This window comes from Neobacillus notoginsengisoli (genome assembly GCF_003515685.1).
GTDB classification, from domain to species: domain Bacteria; phylum Bacillota; class Bacilli; order Bacillales; family Cytobacillaceae; genus Bacillus_D; species Bacillus_D notoginsengisoli.
Genome location: NZ_QWEG01000005.1, coordinates 313,161 through 333,237, shown reverse-complemented (window position 1 = coordinate 333,237; position 20,077 = coordinate 313,161). Strand labels below are relative to the sequence as shown.

General features: G+C 42.2%; 18 protein-coding genes. 4 read left to right on the top strand and 14 right to left on the bottom strand.

All coding sequences use genetic code 11. From position 1 onward, the window contains the following. Positions 1-24: 24 nt before the first annotated feature. Positions 25-507, top strand: coding sequence for an Hsp20/alpha crystallin family protein (locus D1B31_RS10180; RefSeq protein ID WP_118920665.1), 483 nt, complete (start codon positions 25-27; stop codon positions 505-507). Between the two features lie 235 nt (positions 508-742). Here D1B31_RS10180 and D1B31_RS10175 read toward each other — a convergent pair whose 3' ends face one another. From D1B31_RS10175 to D1B31_RS10165, 3 genes are all read right to left on the bottom strand, one after another. Continuing rightward, positions 743-3,145 (bottom strand): ABC transporter permease subunit, encoded by a 2,403-nt coding sequence (locus D1B31_RS10175; protein ID WP_118920664.1) that lies wholly within the window; start codon positions 3,143-3,145, stop codon positions 743-745. Beyond that, positions 3,138-4,001, bottom strand: coding sequence for an ABC transporter permease subunit (locus D1B31_RS10170; protein WP_118920663.1), 864 nt, complete (start codon positions 3,999-4,001; stop codon positions 3,138-3,140). The genes D1B31_RS10175 and D1B31_RS10170 overlap by 8 nt, the downstream gene beginning before the upstream one ends. Before the next feature lie 152 nt (positions 4,002-4,153). After that, on the bottom strand, positions 4,154-4,657 hold the full coding sequence (locus D1B31_RS10165; RefSeq protein ID WP_118920662.1) for a YppG family protein: 504 nt from the start codon (positions 4,655-4,657) through the stop codon (positions 4,154-4,156). Positions 4,658-4,841: 184 nt separating this feature from the next. Between D1B31_RS10165 and yppF the strand changes: the two genes are divergently transcribed. Beyond that, positions 4,842-5,042: a YppF family protein gene (gene yppF, locus D1B31_RS10160; protein WP_118920661.1), complete on the top strand. Its 201-nt coding sequence runs from the start codon at positions 4,842-4,844 to the stop codon at positions 5,040-5,042. Positions 5,043-5,067: 25 nt separating this feature from the next. Here the strand turns inward: yppF and D1B31_RS10155 are convergent, their stop codons facing one another. The 3 genes from D1B31_RS10155 to D1B31_RS10145 all read right to left on the bottom strand — a co-directional run bounded on the left by D1B31_RS10155 (position 5,068) and on the right by D1B31_RS10145 (position 7,142). Beyond that, the gene (locus D1B31_RS10155; protein WP_118920660.1) at positions 5,068-5,433 is read right to left on the bottom strand and encodes a DUF1798 family protein; all 366 of its coding nucleotides are present in this window, start codon (positions 5,431-5,433) and stop codon (positions 5,068-5,070) included. 76 nt (positions 5,434-5,509) lie between these two features. Beyond that, positions 5,510-5,773 carry a hypothetical protein gene (locus D1B31_RS10150; protein ID WP_118920659.1) on the bottom strand — a complete coding sequence of 88 codons (264 nt, stop codon included), beginning with the start codon at positions 5,771-5,773 and terminating at the stop codon, positions 5,510-5,512. A gap of 409 nt (positions 5,774-6,182) precedes the next feature. Continuing rightward, a complete protein-coding gene (locus tag D1B31_RS10145; RefSeq protein ID WP_118920658.1) occupies positions 6,183-7,142 on the bottom strand; it encodes a DUF2515 domain-containing protein in 960 nt (319 codons plus the stop codon). Positions 7,143-7,293: 151 nt separating this feature from the next. Here D1B31_RS10145 and recU point away from each other — a divergent pair, with 151 nt between their 5' ends. Both recU and D1B31_RS10135 read left to right on the top strand, forming a co-directional pair. Then, positions 7,294-7,899 carry a Holliday junction resolvase RecU gene (recU, locus tag D1B31_RS10140; RefSeq protein ID WP_118920657.1) on the top strand — a complete coding sequence of 202 codons (606 nt, stop codon included), beginning with the start codon at positions 7,294-7,296 and terminating at the stop codon, positions 7,897-7,899. Positions 7,900-7,938: 39 nt separating this feature from the next. Continuing rightward, positions 7,939-10,659 carry a penicillin-binding protein 1A gene (locus D1B31_RS10135; protein ID WP_118920656.1) on the top strand — a complete coding sequence of 907 codons (2,721 nt, stop codon included), beginning with the start codon at positions 7,939-7,941 and terminating at the stop codon, positions 10,657-10,659. 103 nt (positions 10,660-10,762) lie between these two features. Here D1B31_RS10135 and D1B31_RS10130 read toward each other — a convergent pair whose 3' ends face one another. The 8 genes from D1B31_RS10130 to dinG all read right to left on the bottom strand — a co-directional run bounded on the left by D1B31_RS10130 (position 10,763) and on the right by dinG (position 19,478). Beyond that, positions 10,763-11,266 (bottom strand): YpoC family protein, encoded by a 504-nt coding sequence (locus D1B31_RS10130; protein ID WP_118920655.1) that lies wholly within the window; start codon positions 11,264-11,266, stop codon positions 10,763-10,765. Beyond that, positions 11,259-11,918, bottom strand: coding sequence for an endonuclease III (nth, locus tag D1B31_RS10125; protein WP_118920654.1), 660 nt, complete (start codon positions 11,916-11,918; stop codon positions 11,259-11,261). The genes D1B31_RS10130 and nth overlap by 8 nt, the downstream gene beginning before the upstream one ends. Positions 11,919-12,440: 522 nt before the next feature. After that, a complete protein-coding gene (locus D1B31_RS10120; protein WP_118920653.1) occupies positions 12,441-13,145 on the bottom strand; it encodes a DnaD domain-containing protein in 705 nt (234 codons plus the stop codon). A 137-nt stretch (positions 13,146-13,282) separates the two neighbouring features. Then, positions 13,283-14,578, bottom strand: a complete 1,296-nt coding sequence (asnS, locus tag D1B31_RS10115) for an asparagine--tRNA ligase (RefSeq protein ID WP_192894763.1) — start codon at positions 14,576-14,578, stop codon at positions 13,283-13,285. A gap of 120 nt (positions 14,579-14,698) precedes the next feature. Next, complete coding sequence (locus D1B31_RS10110; protein WP_118920652.1) at positions 14,699-15,886, bottom strand: pyridoxal phosphate-dependent aminotransferase; 1,188 nt, start codon at positions 15,884-15,886, stop codon at positions 14,699-14,701. 22 nt (positions 15,887-15,908) lie between these two features. Next, on the bottom strand, positions 15,909-16,397 hold the full coding sequence (locus tag D1B31_RS10105; RefSeq protein WP_118920651.1) for a cell wall elongation regulator TseB-like domain-containing protein: 489 nt from the start codon (positions 16,395-16,397) through the stop codon (positions 15,909-15,911). A gap of 11 nt (positions 16,398-16,408) precedes the next feature. Beyond that, positions 16,409-16,579: a YpmA family protein gene (locus D1B31_RS10100; protein ID WP_118920650.1), complete on the bottom strand. Its 171-nt coding sequence runs from the start codon at positions 16,577-16,579 to the stop codon at positions 16,409-16,411. A 109-nt stretch (positions 16,580-16,688) separates the two neighbouring features. Continuing rightward, entirely contained in the window at positions 16,689-19,478 is a 2,790-nt protein-coding gene (dinG, locus tag D1B31_RS10095; RefSeq protein ID WP_118920649.1) for an ATP-dependent DNA helicase DinG, read from the bottom strand. Between the last annotated feature and the right edge of the window lie 599 nt (positions 19,479-20,077).

Here is a 20,077-nt window from a genome sequence, read left to right as displayed (position 1 = left end):
TTGTTTTAAAGAGAGGGAATGGAAATGCCGGAGGAGAGAAAAAAAAGAAGAAAAGATGAAGAATCCAGAAGCCTACAGCCAGAACCTTTACAACATGTTATGCGCTCAGTAAATGATTTATTTCATTTTCCCCCAGTTCGGGGTTTCCTGCAGACAATGGATGAATTTTTCAACCATCCTTTTCCGAGAGTCGCCTTCCAGCTGGATTTTAAGGAAACTGAAGATGAATATATCATATCAGCAGAGCTTCCCGGGGTGAACAAGGAACAAATACAAATTGGCATTTTCAGCAACCGGGTCGTCATTTCTGTTGAAAACAGGGAGGAACTGACTGAAACAGATGAAGCCGCGGGAAATTTCCGAAGAAGAATGACCAAAAAGCTTGATTCGCGCTCTGTTTCGTTTCCGAAACCAATCATCGAACATAAAGCAAAAGCAACATGCAAAGATGGACTGCTAATAATCCGCCTGCCAATTGACAAAGGAAAACAGTTGAGGATTGATTAATAAATAAAAAGCGCAAGCGCCTTCGTGACAGGCAAAAACCGCCTGTCCCTGCGATGATTATTCCCGGAAGCTTTCCTTTGTGATCAGCCCCGACAAGCTTAAGACGAGGCCCGCAGGATGGGCCTGCCCTCCGGAGGGACTCGGCTTAAGACCTCGAGGGGCTAGGCGCTGGAGCTGGATTTATAAAACAAACGAGCAAAAGAGGTGCAGGCCGTCAGTCTGCACCTCTTTTTTGTCAACTTACCTCCGTACCAAGCCAGTCATTAAAATACGCGCGTGGAACGTTAAAATACTCCATTGAATATTTGATGAATGCAGCTGTATTTACTTCTTTGTACTTAAAGCGATTGTAATAGCCGGACAAAAAATCCATTGCTGCAGTTTTCACGTCGCTATGGCCGCTTGCGGGATAGTTCTCTTGCGCGAGTTTGTACAGATTGATGGCTGGCTGGCCATAAACAAATCCCGAGTGTGTCAATTGGTCAACAGGAGTGTTTGAGTATTGCCGGTTGATTTGTTCCTGCTCGATGCTTTTCATCCTGTTGATTGATAATTCCTGGGCCAGGCCGAGCGGCTCATCTTCTTTTATATAAAAATACATATTTGTTGCAAACTCGGTAATTCCTTCATCGATCCAAGGTTCATTGAAGGAATCATTAGCAACGACCCCGTAAAAGTATTGATGGGCAATTTCATGGACAATGGCTATTTTAAAAAATTTATCATTCTCGTGATAAGGGTTTACAGTCACCGCACCCGGATATTCCATATTCTGTCCGAGGTCAAGAATGAGATCGAGCTGGCTGTGCGGATAATCGCCTATTTTTTTCTGGTAAAAAGACAACGCATTTTTAGCGAGCTGCAAGGCCAACTCGGGATCCTTGTTATGATCCGTTTTTGTGAACAGCCTGATGGCTACCCCGTTGGATTCGGTCTCATAAACATGAACATCCTTCACAATTGCTATAAAAAAATCTCTTACCTTATTTGATTTTACCTGGCCGCTATGAATTCCAGGCTTCGGGTCGGCATCGGAGGTGGAAATAAAGGAATACCCCTTCGGAAGCTCATATGTAATATGATAATCGGAGAATCCTGTATGGAATGTTTCCAGGCCATTCGTAAACGCTTCTTTATTCCATTTCCCATCCTGGAATGTAGCAAGCATCGGATACCATTGTGCTAAGTAATATCGATCTCCTACCCGGGATAGCCTGCTCCCTTCCTCAGGAAGCTCCATCGTGTAGGAAAAGGATATTTTTGCTTTGTCCCTCTTTTTAATTTTCTTTGGCAGGTTAACCTTTAGCGTATCATTTTCCAGTGTGTGCGAAGTCTTCTTGCCTTCAACTTTAATAGTTTGAAACTCAACTGCCGAATGGCCTTTAACAGTTTTATACGGATGCCCTTCACTAAAAGAATTGGGGATGAAATAAAAGACTGCCTCTTTCCATTCTTTATTGGATAAATTTTTGACATCAATGTTGGCGTCGACAGTAAATTTTCCTGCCTCATCCATTTTTAAGTGAATATCATAATCCGCCCTGCTGTAGTTTTTTACGCCAATATCGCTATTCCTAGTTGCATAGACGAAAGTACCAGACACTAATAGAAATAGAATCAATAGAAATAGAGCAAGCCGTTCTCCCCGCGGCGGCCAGTTTTTTTTAGCTTCGCCATACTCTTTACGCTTCGGCTGCAAAACTGGTTCAAATCCGGTTTTGATCCAAGGCATGCGCTGGTAATTGGACTGAAAGCGATTCTTTAATCCATTTGCGAGCAGGCTGAAGGACAGTGTCGTAACCAACAGCACAGTCAGAGGCACAGTAAGGACATGATACGTTCCGTATATATTTCCCCTTGCCTGGCCAACAAGGCCCGCCAACTCATTCGTCATTGAATAATAAAGCAGAGGATCATAAGTAACCTTTGTTCCTCCTACGAAAATGTTCACGAGAGCCAGCTGTCCCATAATCGTAATGACATAAACAATTTCAAGAATGAACATGACCGTCAGTGACTCTTTTAGCTGCGGGAAAATATGATGCCAGATCAATCTGTTCCTGCCTGCTCCGAGCGTCCTCGCAGCCTCGATAAAAACGGATTTATTTATTTCTGCTGTTTTTTTGCGTACGGACGAAACGATGCTCGGGGTACTGATTGCCGCTGTGATGACAATAAAGTAGATAATTAGTTTCATTGGCGTTACAACAGGATTAAAGCTGATTGGCAAAAGAAAAAAATACAAAATGATGAATAACGGCACATAACTCCATGCCTTTTCAAAAGCCTCCACCCAGCCAGGAACCCTTTTCATCATCCCAGCATAAAGTCCAATCAGCGTTCCAGCAGCCATTTTTAATACAGTTACAACGATTGAGACAAAAACAGTGTATTTCAATCCATGGAGAATATAGGTTAGCAAATCATAGCCCCACCGGTTTGTCCCTAGCAGATATTCTTTCATTTCGAATGGTTCAATTGGTGGTGCAATGATTGTCCCACCCTCATACTTAGCCTCCAGCTGATCGGTTAAGCTGTACGGGGCGAGGATGCTGCCGAAAATCGCCACAAACACAAGCAAGGACACCATAAAAACACCAATATACAATGCATAATTAATTTTAAGTAATTTATTCATAAATGAATCCCCGCTTAAACAGAAAAATCGCCACTCTTACTGTTATGTAAGTGATGAAAGAAATAAGCAGCATGGAGAACAGGCCAATCGCAACCGGCTGCATATCCCCATTTTGAAAAATGAATTTGGTGATGCCGGAAACATTCATCAAGTACTCGACAATAAACAAATTGCTGATTGCAAGTGAAATTACCTTAGTCAATTCAGCATTGATAAACGGTTCGATATTTTTAAAAACATGCTGGAAGTTTATAAAATTTGGAGCAAGCCCCTTGGCAACAGCTGTCCTCACAAAGTCCTCCCCGCTCGTTTGATAATACTTAACCGCAACGATTTTAAATAAATATAAAGTCGGGGCAATGCCAGTCAGCAACATTGGAAACCAAATATTTAACGATCCGGCATCGGGTCTTAATGAGACCACTCTGATACCAGTCGCTTTATAAAATTTTATGGCCAAAATTAAAGAAATAATAATTAATATAAAATCCGGTATTGCTGCGAGGATATTCAAAAAGGCATTAAAGAGTTTCGTCAGCCTGAAGCGGCTGATAAAAATTCCAAACACTAAGCTGAATAAGACGCCGCCGCCTACACCAGCAAGAATGATCGATAGACTAGTTTTAAAGTTATCGCCAATATCCTCCGCAATCAGCCTCTGCTTACCTGCCAATTCATAAGTACCAAGCCCTCCATCTTTCAGGTTGCTGAAAAACGTTCCGAAAAGCGCCGGAACATGCTCGAATTTCCACTCCACTGCCTGCATTGCGTGATTCATCATAACAATCGATGGCAACGCAGCCAAAAATAAAATCAGCCCTATGATGATAAGAGCCTGTTGAAAAACACGTATCATGCATCTCTCCCCCCTAAAATATGACCTGTCATCACTCTAAGTGTTGCAAAAATCGTACAATTTTAATAATTGGCACTTTTCAACGTAACATATTTGTAATGAAAATAAAAGTTTGAAATAGAAAAAGAAACGGCGAATTTGCCGTTTCCCTGTTAGGCTTTGAACACGCCTCCCAGCCCTTTCAGAAGGGCTGAAGCCTGGCTGACTGCATTAATCGCCTGCCCTGCCGTATTGACCATTTTATTAATATCGATTGTTCCGTCCTGTGACTTAAAAGAATTAATGACAGAATTCATGCCGCTTTTCTGCTTCGGCTGCAGGAAGTTCTTTGGATAGGGATTCATTGGCATCTGAGGCATTCCAGCCTGCCAGGGCGGATAACCTTGCGGGTGCCCTCCTGCTGTTTCAAGCGGATTTTTAAAAAGAAAATGGTCTTCCTGTTCTCCGGCACCCATTGGCGGTGGCTGCCATGGGACTGTTCCTGGAGGTTGTGGATAAGGCTGAAATGGCATGCCGCCCCCTAATTGCTGTTGATAAGGGGGAAAGGCAGCAGGCATTATTTGCGAGGGATACAAATTATGAACATAAGGCTGTTCAACCATATGATTTGGATGCCCAGTGTAAAAAGGATTTCCTCCATTAGTAACCATTCGCATCTTTCCCTCACCTCAACATTTCATCCTAAACTATTGTATGTATCAAAAAAGCAGGCGTGAATATTATCCTTAAATAACAATGTCGAATCAAAGAAAGATTTGTCGGAAGTTAAAATTTTTAAAAACCTTTCATTTCCAACTGTGCATGTTACGATGAAAGAAACGTGGAAAGGGGCGCAAAAAAATGGATATGTCTATGTTGAAGAAGCAATTTTTGCAGTGCAAAAAACAAGATGCCGAATTTTTAAATGAGCTAAGGGATTATGCACGAAATCTTTATATCCAAAATGAAATTACCGCCGCAGTATTCCGGAAGCTGATCCAGGAACTGGAGGCAGAAGGGGCGACTGTTCCTGAAAACGTTGAAGAAGAGCAGTTAACTTAAGTGGTTGCCCGCCTAATATGGCGGGTTAATCACTCTTTTCCTCCCTGATCTTTTCTAACAGCAAGCGCAAAGTATAATCAACAGTTCTGCTTGAATTCATGAAAATATACCGGCTTGTTTTAACAAAGAATGCCTGGACGGCAAGCTGGTCAATATGTTCATGGGCTGTCTCAATCTGCTTTTGGCTTATGCCTGCCCCATTGAGGAGCCTATCACCTTCCAATGCAGCTTTTTTCCACTCATCATTTATTTTTTTCACTTCTTCAAAAAAAGGCTTTACCCGACCATAAAAATCCCCGTCCTCATTTTTTTCCCGAGTCTTTTCAAAAGTTGTGACAAACTGCCTGTTATACTCGATCAATTTTTCCGTCAATTCTTTTAAATAATTCATAAAAGCTGCCTCCTTGCAAAACAAAAATAGCCATGGGGTACATGGCCGGCAAATCCTATTCCTAGTTTAACTTTTCTTAGTACCCAAATCCAACTTTACGAATGGGCGGTGCGGACTGCCTGCTGTCATTCTGATCGTCATGTAGATCCATTTCCGTAAGTTTCTCTGCATGGAGAAGCTTTGCCTCAATTTCTTCTATACTTATTAACTGTTCCTCAATTAATCCTGTTGATATGCCAGAAAACGCAGCATCAATGGCTGCTTCAAGTTTCTCAAGTTGCTCTTGGATGCCTGTAAGTTTAAATAATAGCTCTTCCTTTTGATTATGGATCATAGTCACTTGGGAGCTCCCCTTTTCACTTTAATATTAACTATTTCTTGTCTTTCTGTCTGTTTCCTTCACCGGCGACAAAACTAGAAGCAAACCGGCAAAGAAAGTGCATAACTGACTCTTTCTGTATAATTTCCCAGCCCATTTCCGACAGAAATTCCGGAAGAAATCATTGATTTCGGACAATATATAAATGGAGGTGTTTTATGAAATGAAGAAAAAGAGCAGCGAGAAAAAAAATCAGCCAAACCAGGAGCCAAAGAAAACCGGATATGGGGATAAAAAACTAGTTGGCGAAAACAGACCAGCCGAGTAAGAGCTGATGCTGACCAGTTTTCCCGACTGCAGTAAAATATTTTTTACTCATTTAACCTAGCATCAGCAAAAAAAGCAAGGTGTTCCTTGCTTTTTTCATTTTTCAGCTATTTGGCTTTAATGCTTTTTGTATTGCGACCAGCGACTGAAGCTGATCCCGCTTCCTTATATACCAATCAGTCAAGTGGATTGGTTCTTGTTGCTTTACAGGAAGAAATAATTTAGTATAAGGCAGCAGTTTCTCTTTACTCCAATCGGTGTACTCATGCCTGTTATGCTCAATAATAGGAAAAACGGTTCTTAAAAACGGCGTCTGCCGGCTGATTCCAGGCCTGAAATATTGTTCATAATCATAACGGGAGCCAGTGTGGACAGTTTTATTTGCAAACTCGAGAAAATATGGAAAGAGTCGTCTATGAAATAATATTTTTGCTAGCCGTTTCCCCAAATCTATCCGATTGGACACCTTTCTAAAACCTTTCACACTCGCCCCGTAGACCTCCCCTCCGCAGGTCGGAAAAAGGACACAACTAAAATGAAGCCAATCCTGCAGCATGAATTCCGCGGAATAGAATACCTTTTGCTTATAAAACGGATGCTCGATAATCGGCTTTTGGATAACATTTTGCTCATTAATTATTAGTGCAGTCGTGAGCCTTTGCTTATCGTGTCCTTTCCAAAAAACAGGCCATTCCTTTTGCATAAATGATGAAACGTTGAAATGTTTCAAAAGATGAAACAACGGGCGGTTGTATTTCGTCGAATAGTGATAGAGGAGGAGCTGTGGAAAAACATCATGAAAAATAAGCCAGTTTGCACGTTCATATGTCAAAAACAACTGTTTCCTTGTAGGGGCAGAAAGTAAATGTGGAAACATATTTCCCTCAAGGTCGCACATGTTCCAGCCGCCGTTGCGGGAGACCATGCTGGCTAAAAAAGACCAAATAATATCAGGATTTCTTTTAAAAAAGTTGAAATATGCTTCTGTCCGGGTAATGTTATCTAAGTTCCTTTTTGCTGTTTCTTTTATTATTTCGTCTACAATGAGGGATTCTGAAATCATCTTGTTTTCTTCCTCTACTAAAAAGGGATATGATACTCAAGTAGGAAATGAGAAATTCAACCTATACCTAGATTGGCACCGCAACCAATTTTTATTCAGCAATAACCTCAAGTTTTTGATATGATAAGATGTACATTGTGAGGTGCCTTTCATGATAAACTATCCAAATGGGAAGAGATATTCGGCCGGAATCGCTGGCCGGGAGAAATGGTTAAAGCCTAACTTTTCGAGCTCACATGGCAACAGGGGGATGACTCTCGAAGAAGACTTAAATAATACAAATCTATATTATTTGAGCAGGGGCATTGCGGTCATTCATAAAAAACCTACCCCTGTCCAAATTGTCCAGGTCGATTATCCGAAAAGAAGTGCCGCCGTTATAAAGGAAGCCTATTTCAAGCAAGCTTCCACAACCGACTACAATGGGGTGTATAAAGGTAAGTATTTAGATTTCGAGGCGAAGGAAACCCGAAACCGAACTTCTTTCCCCCTGCAGAATTTTCATGAACATCAAATTCGCCATATGGAGGCTGTTTTATTACAAGGAGGAATTTCGTTTGTTATCCTGCGATTTGCTAGTACAGAAGAAGTTTTCCTGCTTGATGCCGCCGTTCTCCTCCGCTTCTGGTCTAGAATGGAACAAGGCGGAAGAAAATCTATTACAAAACAAGAGATTATTGAAACAGGCAGACTGATTCCGACTGGATATCAGCCTAGGATCGATTATATTAAAGTAATTGACGATCTCTATCTATGATTTATCAGATTTGTTTATGTTGGAAAGGAAGGAATACGAATGTCAAATCAATATAAATCCAGGGAGGAACGCAGAAGGCAATTAAAGCAGAATCAAAAAAAGAAAGCCGCCCCTTCAAAGGCCGGATTATTTAAAAAAATCTTTCTGATTCTGATTGCCATTGGTATTGTCGGAATGTTAACCGGCGTGGCCACTTTTGCATTTCTCGTCCAGGACGCACCAAAGCTTGACCGTAAGCTATTAAAGGATCCCATCCCCTCAAAAATTCTAGATAAAGATGAAAATCTGATCAGAGAAGTAGGAGCGATAAAAAGGGATTATGTCGATTATAAGGATATCCCAAAGCTAGTTGAAAAGGCATTCCTTGCCACTGAAGACGTTCGTTTCTATAAGCACCACGGCATTGATGTCATACGGCTTGGCGGCGCCATCATTGCCAACGTCACAGACGGATTCGGCTCCGAGGGCGCGTCCACGATAACGCAGCAGGTTGTCAAAAACTCATTTTTATCAAACGAAAAAACGTTAAAACGAAAGGTCCAAGAAGCATGGCTTTCCTACCAGCTCGAGCAGAAATACACGAAGCAGGAAATATTCGAAATGTACGTCAACAAAATATATATGTCACGGAACATGCATGGCGTTGCAACAGCATCCAAAGAATACTTCGGCAAGAACCTTGATGAGCTTGAACTGCATGAAGCGGCCCTGCTTGCCGGAATGCCGCAAAGCCCAAACAATTACAATCCTTTTGAGCATCCGGATAAAGCTGAAAGACGGAGAAATATAGTTCTGTCCCTTATGAACCAGCATGGGTTCATATCAAAAGAAGAGATGAAAAAAGCGCAGAGCATTCCTGTCGCATCTAGCCTTATTCCAGAGGATAAAAGGACTAAAGATGAAAAGCCTTACGATTCTTTTGTTGATGCTGTCATTGATGAGGTAAAAAAGGCTGGGGAGTTCGATATCTTTTCAGATGGCTTGACCATTCATACGACGCTCGATCAAAATGCCCAGCAGTATGTAGAAAAAATGATGTATACCGATGAAATTATCCAATTTCCTGACGAAAAGTTCCAAGCTGGGATCGTTATGCTTGATACGAAGACAGGAGAAATCAGGGCGATTGGAGGCGGCCGGAACAAGGATGTCCAACGCGGTTTCAATTTTGCAACCGACATAAAGAGACAGCCAGGCTCGACTATTAAGCCAATATTGGATTATGGCCCAGCGATCGAGCATCTTCAATGGGGAACATACCACATGCTCGAGGATAAGAAAATCAAGTTTACGAACGGGAAAGAGTTCGGAAACTGGAATGATCGATACGATGGCTGGATGACCATTCGACAGGCCCTTGCAAAATCGAAAAACACGATTGCAGTCCAAAGCCTTCAGCAGGTTGGATTAGAAAAAGCACAAGATTTTGCTATAAAACTCGGCATTCCGCTTAAGGAAATATTCGAGTCTTATGCAATTGGAGGCCTTGGCGGCAAAACTGTCGGAGTCTCGCCTCTTGAAATGGCAGGAGCATACAGTGCCTTTGGCAACAATGGCTTTTATACTGAACCATATACGATTAAAAAAATAACACTGCGGGACGGCACAGAAATAGACACGGCACCTGAAACAAAGGTAGTCATGAAGGATTATACCGCCTTCATGGTCACTGATATGCTAAAAAGTGTACTCCAACCAGGCGGGACAGGGATTAACGCCCAGATTCCGGGACTCCCGGCTGCAGGAAAAACTGGTACAACGAACTATACTGACGATGAACTAAGAAGACATAATATCCGCAAGTCGGCTGTTCCAGATGCCTGGTTTGCCGGCTACACAACAAACTTCACGATTGCCGTATGGACCGGTTATGAAAGCCGTACGACACCGATTCAGCCGGGGCCCGATCAAAAAATAGCCCAGGCGATGTATAAAAATTTAATGCAATATGTGTCTAAGGACGTAAAAACTTCAGATTTTTCAATGCCTAAGAGCGTTGAACGCGTAAAAATTGAAAAAGGAACCGTACCTGCCAAGCTTGCAGGGCCATTTACACCAGACAGTCAGGTGCTTTATGAATATGCTGTTAAAGGCAAAAGGCCTACTCAGGTTTCGGAAAAATATGAAAAGCTTGATGCACCTTCAAACTTAAACGCCCGCTACAACAAGGAATCGAATTCAATTTCAGTCGAATGGAAACAAGCTGAAAGCGGATTAGCTTATTCTATCAATGTTTCCAAGAATGGAAGTCCGCTCCTTTCGGACAACACTTCAGGCACTTCATTCGAAATTTCAAATGCTGAGCCTGGGGCAACTTACACAATTGTTGTTGTTGCAAGCAAAGATAATATGAAGAGCGATCCAGCATCCATAAGCATTAAGGTTCCAGATAAGAGCACCGATGAAGAAAATAGCGGAGGCAATGGTAACGGAAATGGAAATGGTAATGGAAATGGCAACGGAAATGGCAACGAAAATGGCAACGGAAATGGCAACGGAAATGGCAACGGAAATGGCAACGGAAATGGTAACGGGAATGGCGATGATGATGGTGAAGATGAAGGAAATGACGATGGTACAGGTGGAACTGGGGATACCGGAGGAACTGGTGGAACCGGGGGAACTGGTGGAACTGGGGATACCGGAGGAACTGGTGGAACCGGAGGAACCGGAGGAACCGGAGGAACTGGAGGAACCGGAGGAACTGGAGGAACTGGAGGAACTGGAGGAACCGGAAACTCTGGCAGACCGGGGAATTAATTAAATACAGGAAAGGCGCGTTGCCAATATGGCAACGCGCCTTTTTTAACCATCAAGTTCTCTAAATATGAAAAAACAAACTCGATTCAACCACTCAAATTAATTAAATTTTTGCGATACTCGTATTAAAACGCTTTTTCTGCTCTTCAATCAATTCTCCAAGTTGGATGAATGAGTGGAACCCATCAGGCCGCTTAAGCAAAAATCCAAGTCTTTCCTGGCAATTGATTGGTTGGAGCGATAATTCACTAACGTCTGGAAGACCGGCGAGTACGACCGGGCGGCCATTACTCCAATACAACAATTGAAGAAACAGGCCAATCCCTTTTTTCATAAGGATAAGAATTTCTTCTTTGTTCCGAGTATTAAAAAGAGAACTTATATCAACCTTTAAAGCTTCCCATTCCTTCAGAAGCGGTGGTACAGAATCCTCTGCGACAGCCCAGGGCCCTCCATCAGTCATTTGTTGAAAATATAAGATTTCATGGGTAAATAGACCTTCCTGATTGTCGTTTGCCTGAATGGGTAGGTTTCGCCGGATGAGTTCATGGAAAAGTGGGTGTTCAAGTTCGCTGGGGATAGAATCCCGCTTTCCTAACTCACCCATTTGCCGCCTTTCCCTTCATCCGTTTCTTGCCTTCTCTGCATAGTTCGAGTAGAGGGCATGTTGGACATTGAGGATTTTGGGCTTTGCAGTGATAGCGCCCAAAAAATATTAGCCTATGGTGGGTAATCGACCATTCTTCTTCCGGAATCTTTTTCATCAGTGTTTTCTCAACTTCAAGAACTGAATCCTTCCATCTACAAATCCCAAGGCGCTTACTTACCCTCTCAACGTGTGTATCAACGGCGATAGCCGGGATTCCAAAGGCTACGGAGACAACCACATTCGCTGTTTTTCGTCCGACTCCAGGTAACTTCGTTAATTCGTCCCGATCCCGGGGAACTTCGCCTCCATATGATTCGAGCAGCATGGCACAAAGTTTTTGGATGTTTTTCGCTTTGTTTCTGAACAGTCCGATGGACCGGATATCATTTTGAAGTTCTTCTAAAGGAACACTTAAATAGTCTTCTGGGGTTTTGTATTTTTGAAAAAGTGATGATGTTACTTTATTAACAAGAACATCCGTGCATTGTGCGGACAAGGCAACAGCGATCACGAGTTCAAATGGGTTTGTATGACTGAGTTCACAGTGGGCGTCTGGGAACATCTTCCCCATTTCATCCAGGCAAAAACGGATTTGTTGTTTATTTAGCAAAATTCTTCACCTGCTTTAAAAAAATCGGTTGAAATATATTATTACGAACTAAATTTTTGAACATGGTAGTTGATTTGCGCTCCACAAAGGAAAGCTCCCGAGAATAATCATCGCAGAGACAGGCGATCTTTGCCTGTCCGAGGCACTTCGCTTTCCGCGGGGCGTCAGTGGAGCCTCCTCGGCGCTATGGCGCCTTTAGGGTCCCCACTTGCCGCTTCATTCAGCAGGACAAATAGCTTCATTGAATAGGCTTTGCACGAAGGAAATGCGATAGCACAAGGAAAGTTTCCGTGAATTGGCCTCCCATGAATTATGCGATAGCACAAGGAAGGCTACCCCGAAATAACATCGCACGAAATTATGCGTTAGCATAATTGAGGATAATTCACGATTTTCGAGGAGTTTTCGTGCCTTCCACTCCAATCAACTATGTACAAGTCTTTAGTTCGGCGGCCATATAGTTATTTAAACTCTAGGACAAAGCAAAAACGAGAGAAGTTTCTCTCGCCTGACTTTCTGCATTTACTGTTCGAGCCAATTATAGAATGGTACGGCAGCCACAGGCTGTTTCTGCCTTTCAATAGGGCTTGGTTTTGACTGTTGACGCTGTCGGAACCTTTGGCTTTGGGACCTCGCCTGCTCAATTGTCTTGATTCCATTCTTTTTCCATTCGAAGAGAATTCTATCAATGTACCTGAAATTAATTTTTCCAGACATAACTGCCTCTCTAAGAGCCGCCTTGATGATTTGCGGGCTGTGTTTATCGTCGTCCACCCACATTGCAAGAGTTTCGCATTCAAACGGGGATAGCGGCCTGCCGAATTCTTTTTCGAATACTGTATACAAATCGACCTCTTCGGATTTCCTGCTCATTTCTTTTTCATTTTGCTGTTTAAGTAGGAATTGCTCAATCAATTTTTCCCAAAGTGGTTCCACTGAATATTTCTCATAACGAATTCCATCAGGGGAGTTTTCTTCAATGATTTCTATGTAGCCTCTTTGGATCAGTTTTCTCAATAAATCCGTACATTCATTAATTGAGATTGTCATGCGGGATGAAAGCTCTTCAGGGGTAGGAAAATTATTTCCTTTGTGGGCATATTCCAATATGTTTAGGATGATGGCTAAATCATATTCATTCAGTTTTAAACTCCTGTATTCAGAGATCAGCAAGGAAGGGATAGTTACACTTCCTTCTTGCATCCAAGCAAGGATACTAGTCTTCATTTTTCGACACCTCCCTTTCAGTATAGCATGAATGGCCATCTTCTAGTAAGGTATTCACCCAGATATCTTTCATTGAGTAAAGGGAAAACCTGCCAAATCGGCGTGCTTGGCAGGTTTTGTTTTTTCCTCTTTTCAATTTATGGATAGAGCCTGTTCAGAAGGCGTGGGAATGGGATGGTCTCCCTCACGTGCTCAACACCGCTGATCCAAGCAACTGTCCTTTCTAGTCCAAGTCCGAAGCCTGAATGTGGAACGGAGCCATATTTACGCAGCTCAAGGTACCAGTTATAGGCTTCTTCAGGCAGGTTATGCTCTTCAATCCGCTTTTTAAGAAGCTCATAATCATAGATACGCTCCGAACCTCCGATAATTTCACCATATCCTTCAGGGGCTATCATATCGGCACAAAGGACAACGTCATCGCGTTCTGGATGAGGCTGCATATAGAAAGGCTTTAACTCAGTCGGGTAGTGAATGATGAAAACGGGTTTGTCATAACTTTCGGCAATCGCTGTCTCATGCGGCGCACCGAAATCATCCCCCCATTCGACATCATTAAATCCTTTTTCATGTAATAATTTAAGGGCATCATCATACGTAATTCTTGGGAAAGGAGCTGTAATTTTCTCAAGCTTTGCTGTATCGCGGCCAAGTGTTTTCAGCTCTAACTGACAGTTTTTCAAAACAGATTGGACAATGTGCGAGACATATTCTTCCTGAACAACTAGGCTTTCTTCATGATTAGCAAACGCCATTTCAGGTTCAATCATCCAGAATTCAATTAAGTGGCGCCTAGTTTTTGATTTTTCGGCACGGAAAGTCGGACCAAATGAAAATACTTTCCCGAGCGCCATTGCCGCAGCTTCCAAATAAAGTTGGCCGCTTTGTGACAAGTAAGCTTCCTCATCAAAATACTGTGTATGAAAAAGTTCAGTTGTCCCTTCAGGGGCACTTCCTGTCAAAATAGGCGGATCAACTTTAACAAATCCGGCATTGTTGAAAAACTCATAAGTGGAACGGATAATCTCATTCCTAATTTTCATGACAGCATGCTGACGCTTCGAACGGAGCCATAAATGGCGGTTATCCATTAGAAACTCAGTGCCATGCTCTTTAGGTGTAATTGGGTAATCAGATGCAAGCTGAATGATTTCGATTCCCTTTACAGTTAGTTCGTAGCCCAAAGGGGAACGTTCATCTTTTTGAACCACTCCGGTAACATAAAGCGAGGATTCCTGGGTAACGGATTTTGCAGCCTGGAACACCTCTTCCGCTACTTCATTTTTAACGACCACCCCTTGGATGAAACCCGTTCCATCCCTCAACTGCAAAAAGGCAATTTTTCCGCTAGAACGCTTATTAGCGAGCCACGCACCAATTTTAACCTCTTCACCAACGTGCTTATAAACTTCTGCGATTGTTGATTTAATCACTATTATTCCCTCCAAAAACCTGCAAAACAATTAGTATGTATCCACCCTATTATACAGGTCTGAAAATTTGCTAGCAAGGGAGCAGAAGGATTTGCCTTATCAAGATGCCTTCGCTCAACTTTACATTTTTTCTTCGACAAACTTACCGATGCGCCTAATAGCTTCCTCCAATTGATCAAGCGAAGTTGCATAAGAAAGCCTGATATTATCTGGCGCTCCAAATCCTGAACCTGGAACAACCGCAACCTGCACATCTGTCAGCAACGCTTCCGAAAACTCATCGGCATCTTTGAAACCGCACTTTTCAACCGCGTCTTTTATATTTGGAAAAAGATAAAACGCCCCTTGTGGTTTGACACAGCTGAAACCAGGGATAGCCGTCAGCTTCGAATAAATGGTTTCCAGCCTGGATTCGAATGCTCTCCGCATCACTTCAACAGGCTCCTGTGTACCATTATACGCTGCAATTGCAGCATACTGGGCAGTTGTAGTAGGATTCGAAGTACTGTGGCTAGCCAGATTTGTCATTGCCTCAATGACTTCTTTTTTGCCTGCGGCATATCCTATTCTCCATCCTGTCATGGAATGGGATTTCGATACCCCATTTACTATGATTGTTTGCTCTTTTAATTCGGATGAAAGTTCAGCAATAGATACATGAGTTTGGTTTCCATAAATCAATTTTTCATAGATCTCATCCGACACAATGAGGATATTGTGCTTTAGGCAAATCTCTCCAATTGCTTTAAGTTCCTCTCGTGAGTAAACCATCCCGGTTGGATTTCCCGGTGAATTTATAATAACTGCTTTCGTCTTTTCATTTATGGACGCCTTCAATTGTTCAGGGGTAATTTTATACTCATTTTCTTCTGTACATTCAACAATTGCCGGGAGACCGCCAGCAAGCTTCACCTGCTCCGGATAGCTGACCCAGTATGGAGCAGGAATGATTACTTCATCTCCTTCATCCAGCAGGACTTGAAAAAGCGTATATAAAATATGCTTCGCGCCGTTGCCTACGATCACCTCGTTCATTCTATAAGAAATGCCTTGATCCCTTGAGAACTTTTCAATAATCGCTTTTTTCAAGGCGGGCAGGCCGGCCGAAGGAGTATATTTCGTCAGTCCCTCATCCATTGATTTTTTTGCCGCATGAAGAATATGTTCAGGAGTGTTAAAATCGGGTTCTCCAGCCCCCAAGCCGATAATGCCAAGTCCCTGATCCTGTAATTCCTTTGCTTTCGCTGTGATCGCCAGTGTTGGGGATGGCGATAGTGCAAGAACCCTTTTCGCTAGTTTTATTTCCATGCAGTTAAAACCTCCTGAAAGATTAAAGATTCTCTATTAGTTTAAACAGTTTTCCAGTATCAAAATTGATGCAATAATAATTCATTAACTTATCTTCTCCAGTATAATACACTTCCCAAAAAGGGATCCCATCCTCCATTCCAAGCCGTGTAGAAATTACTTTTTTTGGTTTTTTTTCAGCTTGGACCATGCGGATTGCTTCATTTTTAGTTACACCATTACTTGCCAGCCTCACAATGGCCTTTTTCTCGTTATTCGTCTTTTCTTTTTCAGGAATCCAAACGATTATTTCATCGCCCTTTTTATTTTTCCCTTCCACTACAAAGACCGTCTCTTTCCCGTAATAGACATGAAAACGATGCGGGTCGGTCAGTTCCGCTTCCTGCATTGCGATTTCAGTCGCTTTTTTTTCAGCCGCCCTTATTGGACTGGTGGCATTGGAATAAATCCAGCCTGCGATACCGGCCGCAATAGCGAGAAAAACGGCAAGGCCTATAAAAAACTTTTTCACATTCTCTCCCCTTACGTTTTATAAATCGTAAAGATTGCTTTTGATTGATCCTCACTATCCAGTGCCAGACCGAACATTAAGTCCCGATCTTTAAGATTCCTGTTTAAGGAATCAACTACTTTATATAAATCAGGGCTATATTCAATCTTAATCGTTGATATGATTTCGATTTTGCTTTCCATGCATGATCCCCCATTTTGCTGCTTTGCGGACTTCTATATCCGATGTATTTTCCTCATTATATCAAGGATGGATGGCAATAGTAAAAAACTATATAGGTTTAACTGCAACTCAAAGCCAATTGTCTATTTCGTCGACAAGCTGATTGATGTCGACTTTTTTTATGGGCACTTCCGGTATGGATTGCAGGAAGACTTTTCCGTAAGATGATTCTCCAATCCGCTTATCAAAAATGACGATGACCCCTCTGTCACTTGAAGTTCTGATCAGTCTCCCAAAGCCCTGTTTAAATCGTAAAACTGCTTCAGGAAGCGAGTATTCTAAGAAAGCCCTTCCCCCACTTTTTTCAATCCGTCTACATTTTGCCTTTGTGAACGGTTCATCAGGAGAACTGAATGGGAGACGTACTACGATGAGGCATGACAGGCCTTCACCTGGGATATCAATCCCCTCCCAAAAACTGTTCGTTCCAAACAGGACAGCTTTATCATATTTTTGGAAATTTCGAGTCAACCTTGACCTGCTGCCGCCTGAAATCCCTTGGGCAATCAGAGCATATTCAGGAAGAAGCCCACTCTCTTTTACTAGCTCAAACGTTTTTTTCAGCATTTCATGCGATGTAAAAAGAACAAGCAGTCTCCCTTTTGCAGCCTCGCAAACTGAAATGATTTTTGCCGCAATCTCTGCTATATATTCGTCTTGTGTTACTGAATTGATTTCCGGCAAATCACTGGATATAAACAGCTTAACATTTTCATTGTAATTGAACGGCGACGGAATAGAAATTGTATTACAATACTTCGGTTCCAGGCCAAGCTCCTTAATGGCATAATCAAAAGACTGATTGACTGTCAAGGTTGCTGATGTTAATACAACTGATTTCTTACATAAGAAGAATTTTTTTGATAAGGTTTCTGATACAGAAACCGGCATAGCCACAATTTCCGTTGCATTTTGCGGTACTCTCGTATCAGTTTCAACCCATTTAACAAAATCACTTCCTATCGTAAATAAACCGGTCATCTTCTTTTGGAGCATCTCCAGTTCCAACTGGAAAGCGGCGAGTTCCATTTCAATTGCACTAGCTTGTTTACCGGGGAGAACAATTGCCATTTCCCGTATCGTTTGAACAATTTCTGTGAGATCCCTTAAACGAAATAAAAACCTTTCAGATGCATGTTTCATTGCATTCCATTCCCGGCTGTGGGAATCTTCATTGATTGCTGCTTTCAATCGCTTTGAAGGATTCCTTTTCCCTTCCTTTGATGCAAAAGCAATCGCAAGTTTAAAAAACTCGTCCATTTCATAAAGGGTGTCCGCATATAAATCATTTATTTGCAGTTTTGTATTCATTTTTTCACGGTTAGGGTTCGAAGCAATGATTTTTTCAGCTTTATAAAATAACTGGCGTTGTTCATATAGGCCGAATTGGCTCAAAGTCAGCCTAACACTCAAATAATCAAGCCTGATCCCCAAATGGCTCGCTGAGGCTTTTTCAAAATGGTGGCCTTCATCTAAAACAACATAGCTATAGGCGGGAAGAGTCTTTCCTCCTGAATCGAGATCCGAAAGCAGCAAAGAATGGTTTGTAATCAACAAATCCGCTTCCCTTGCATTCTTCTTGGCTCTATTGTAAAAATCAACCTGATGCCACGGACTTTTTTCACGGTGGGAATCCTTCTCATTTCTGATTGTATTCCAGTATAGGTGCCCTCCGCTTGAGAGATTTAGTTCATCTCTATCGCCATGGTCTGTTGTCATAAGCCAAATTAATATTTGCATTTTTGCCAAGGCAACATCGTAGTTGTCATTCTCTTCTTCAAGGCTTTTAGCAAATCTGCTTAATGATATGTAATTGTTTCTCCCTTTTAACAAAGCCGCTTTAAATTCAAATGGGAGTATCCCAGTTAGGAGAGGGATTTCCCTGGACAATAACTGCTCCTGCAGTTGAATTGTATATGTGCTAATGATTACCCGGACGTTTTCTCTTCTAGAAAAATAGGCTGCGGGAAGCAGATAGCCAAGTGTTTTTCCGATACCCGTTCCCGCCTCAATCAAGGCGTGGGTGCCATTTTGGAATGAATGGTATACCTCATCCATCATTTCAAATTGCCCTTCCCTGCTTTCAAGCAAAAAAGCTGCAGATTGAAACAACTTTTCTTTTTCAGCATGGCTCCACGGATATTCTTCCGAAATAATCAAATTTGCCTGGTCTTTTTCGCGTATACCAGGGTCTTTTAGAGCAATTCCATTTACGAAAATGATTGATTCAGGAATACTGTCAATTCCTTCGTCCTTTTCCAATTCAATCGAATTAAGTAGAAGATGGATATCACTTTTCAAACCTTCCGACAACCGGGCAAGCTGTCTGATTGTCTTTATAGGCAAGTTTTTTAGTTTTTTCAGAAACAATATGAAAAGTTCAGCTGTGGCTTCTGCATCACTGTCAGCTTGATGGGGACGGTCATGGGAAAGCCCCTCTCCCGCGGCAAGATCGGCCAGCTTATAGCTGTCTGAAGATGGCTCAAGGAACCGTGCCATTTCCACCGTATCAAGGACAGGGCCAGTAAAGGCTTTTTCACCTGAAAGGATAAATTCTTCCTGAAGAAAACCCATATCAAAAGACACATTATGGGCGACAAAATATGCATCTTTTAATAGTGAAGATACCTTTGGGGCTATCTCGGAAAACAGGGGTGCCTCCTTTACATCATCATCCGACAGGCCGGTCAGTTCCTCAATAAAAATTGGGATAGGCTGAAGCGGATTGATTAAGGTTGTATACATTTCGGCAATTTTTCCGTCTTCAATAACGACGGCAGCAAATTGAATAATTCTGTCGCCTTTTTTTGGTGAATTGCCAGTTGTTTCAAGATCAACTACTACAAATTTTTCAGCCATTCTTTTAACACCCCAACTATTCTTACAAACAAACGGTACCATAAAAGGTGAAAAATAAAAAGCAGACAGATCATTTTTGAGAAGTCTTCGCGCCTTCCGCATCAATTAACTATATAGGTTGAACTAGAGATTTTCTATTCTAGGTGAATCTTGTTGATTTGCGCTTCACAAAGGAAAGCTTCTGAGAATAATCATCGCAGAGACAGGCGGTTTTTGCCTGTCACGAGGCACACAGCGCCGCGCGGGGCGTCAGTGGAGCCTCCTCGGCGCTTTGACGCCTGCGGGGTCTCCACCTTGCCGCCGCATCCCGCAGGACAAACAGCTTCTTCGAATAGACTTTGCACGAAGAAAATGCGATAGCACAAGGAAAGCCTCTGTGAATTGGCCCCGCAGGAATTATGCGATAGCACAAGGAAGTCTTCCCCGAAATCACATCGCACGAAATTATGCGTTAGCATAATTGAGGATAATTCACGATTTTCGAGGAGTCTTCGTGCCTTCAGCTTCAATAAGCCTACTTCCTTGACAAATTTGTGAAAAAATTAAGTTCAACCTTTTAAAGATTAATTTCTTTTGCCTGAATGGTCTGCTTGTTTAGT

Bases quoted from the DNA above. Each gene is read 5' to 3' on its own strand.
- D1B31_RS10130 (WP_118920655.1), bottom strand. From the start codon at position 11,266: ATGGGTGAGTTAGGAAAGCGGGATTCTATCCCCAGCGAACTTGAACAC.
- D1B31_RS10155 (WP_118920660.1), bottom strand. From the start codon at position 5,433: ATGAATTATTTAAAAGAATTGACGGAAAAATTGATCGAGTATAACAGG.
- D1B31_RS10135 (WP_118920656.1), top strand. From the start codon at position 7,939: ATGTCAAATCAATATAAATCCAGGGAGGAACGCAGAAGGCAATTAAAG.
- yppF (WP_118920661.1), top strand. From the start codon at position 4,842: ATGGATATGTCTATGTTGAAGAAGCAATTTTTGCAGTGCAAAAAACAA.
- D1B31_RS10120 (WP_118920653.1), bottom strand. From the start codon at position 13,145: ATGAAGACTAGTATCCTTGCTTGGATGCAAGAAGGAAGTGTAACTATC.
- D1B31_RS10100 (WP_118920650.1), bottom strand. From the start codon at position 16,579: ATGGAAAGCAAAATCGAAATCATATCAACGATTAAGATTGAATATAGC.
- recU (WP_118920657.1), top strand. From the start codon at position 7,294: ATGATAAACTATCCAAATGGGAAGAGATATTCGGCCGGAATCGCTGGC.
- D1B31_RS10110 (WP_118920652.1), bottom strand. From the start codon at position 15,886: ATGGAAATAAAACTAGCGAAAAGGGTTCTTGCACTATCGCCATCCCCA.
- D1B31_RS10175 (WP_118920664.1), bottom strand. From the start codon at position 3,145: ATGAATAAATTACTTAAAATTAATTATGCATTGTATATTGGTGTTTTT.
- D1B31_RS10145 (WP_118920658.1), bottom strand. From the start codon at position 7,142: ATGATTTCAGAATCCCTCATTGTAGACGAAATAATAAAAGAAACAGCA.
- D1B31_RS10170 (WP_118920663.1), bottom strand. From the start codon at position 4,001: ATGATACGTGTTTTTCAACAGGCTCTTATCATCATAGGGCTGATTTTA.
- D1B31_RS10180 (WP_118920665.1), top strand. From the start codon at position 25: ATGCCGGAGGAGAGAAAAAAAAGAAGAAAAGATGAAGAATCCAGAAGC.
- dinG (WP_118920649.1), bottom strand. From the start codon at position 19,478: ATGGCTGAAAAATTTGTAGTAGTTGATCTTGAAACAACTGGCAATTCA.
- D1B31_RS10165 (WP_118920662.1), bottom strand. From the start codon at position 4,657: ATGCGAATGGTTACTAATGGAGGAAATCCTTTTTACACTGGGCATCCA.